At 66.4% G+C, this 1317-nt stretch carries 1 protein-coding gene; it reads right to left on the reverse strand.

All coding sequences use genetic code 11. The features are described from left to right. Positions 1–118: 118 nt before the first annotated feature. Entirely contained in the window at positions 119–982 is an 864-nt protein-coding gene (locus tag ACFYP3_RS37845; protein ID WP_388842664.1) for an ISAs1 family transposase, read from the reverse strand. Between the last annotated feature and the right edge of the window lie 335 nt (positions 983–1317).

Here is a 1317-nt window from a genome sequence, read left to right on the forward strand (position 1 = left end):
TTGAGCGTAGACACCTTGCTCAACAGCCCTGGGGCTCTGCCCGTTCCACGGTCACTCCGCCGTCACCCGATCGGTGGCCCAGCTGAAAAGGCTCATTGAGTCGAAACTGTTTGGTTGCCTACTGGATGGTGTAGCGGACGTGGCGGGCGTGGAAGTAGCCGCGGACGATGTGGGGTTGTCGTTGGCGGCGGTGGAGAAAGCGGCGGGTCTCGTGGGCGAGGTCGTCGGCTGAGCGGGTCCGGGCGGGGTGGACGTGTCGTTTGATGTCTGCGTTGAGGATTTCGTCGGGATTGAGTTCGGGGCTGTAGCCGGGCATGAGGTGGAGTTCGATGCGGTCCCGGTTGCAGGCGAGCCAGGCGGTGACCTTCTTCGAGCGGTGGACGGGGTGACGGTCGGCGATGACGTGGACTTTGCGTCCGGCTTGGACTCTGCTGCGCTTCTCGATGCCCCAGTGGCCCCTGATCCAGGCGGCGAGCTCGGCCGGGGTGGCGTCGAAGTCATCCAGGCTGGTGATCAGGTAGACGCGCTCGATCGTCAGCTTCCCGGTGGCGAGGTCGCGGCGCCATCGCACGACTTGGATCGCCTGGTGGGCGCCGGGGTAGTCGATGTGGCGGAACGCGGCGACCTTGAGTCGGCGGATCTCATCTCGGTGGTGAGCCCGTTCGCGGGTGTGGTGGTTCAGCGGGATCTCGGCCCAGGGCAGCTTCCTGACCTGCGCATACAGGCCGGGATGGTTCTTCTTGACGGTGGCCAGGTAGTGGGCTCCGCGCTCGATGAGGTAGGCGCCGTGGCCGTGCTGGGTGTGCAGGGCGTCACCGGTCAGCACCGTGCCGGACAGATCAATCGTGTCCAGCAGCGGCTGGAAGGCGGGTATTTCGTTGCTCTTGGAGGCGATCTGCCGCTGGGCCCGGACTACGCCGTGGTGGTCCATTGCGGCCAGCAGCTGGATCGCGGTCGTAGTCGGGGTGCGCGAGCCTCGCACGGTCTTGCCATCGACGGCAATGGCCCGCAGGGCCGGCCGTTTCGGGGGTGGTTCGGGTGGCGCCGGTGGTGGGGTTCTGGCCTGCAAGTATGCGCCGATGGCCGCGTCCAGCGCGTCGCCGTCGACTGCTGGAGGAGGCGGCGGACGGTGGCGGCGTGCGGCACCGTCCGCAGGCCGGTGAGCGGGTCGGCCGGAAAGCCGAGGAGTCCCAGTACGTGCTGCGGCGCATCTGTGATCCATTCACTGAGCTTTTTCAGCGGTGAGTCTCCAGGGTGAGGATGGCTCTGCTGATTGACGTGAGTCTGTTCGGGCTGAGGCGAGCTTTACGGAGGACA

The organism is Streptomyces sp. NPDC005533 (assembly GCF_042871845.1).
In the GTDB taxonomy this organism is placed as follows: domain Bacteria; phylum Actinomycetota; class Actinomycetes; order Streptomycetales; family Streptomycetaceae; genus Streptomyces.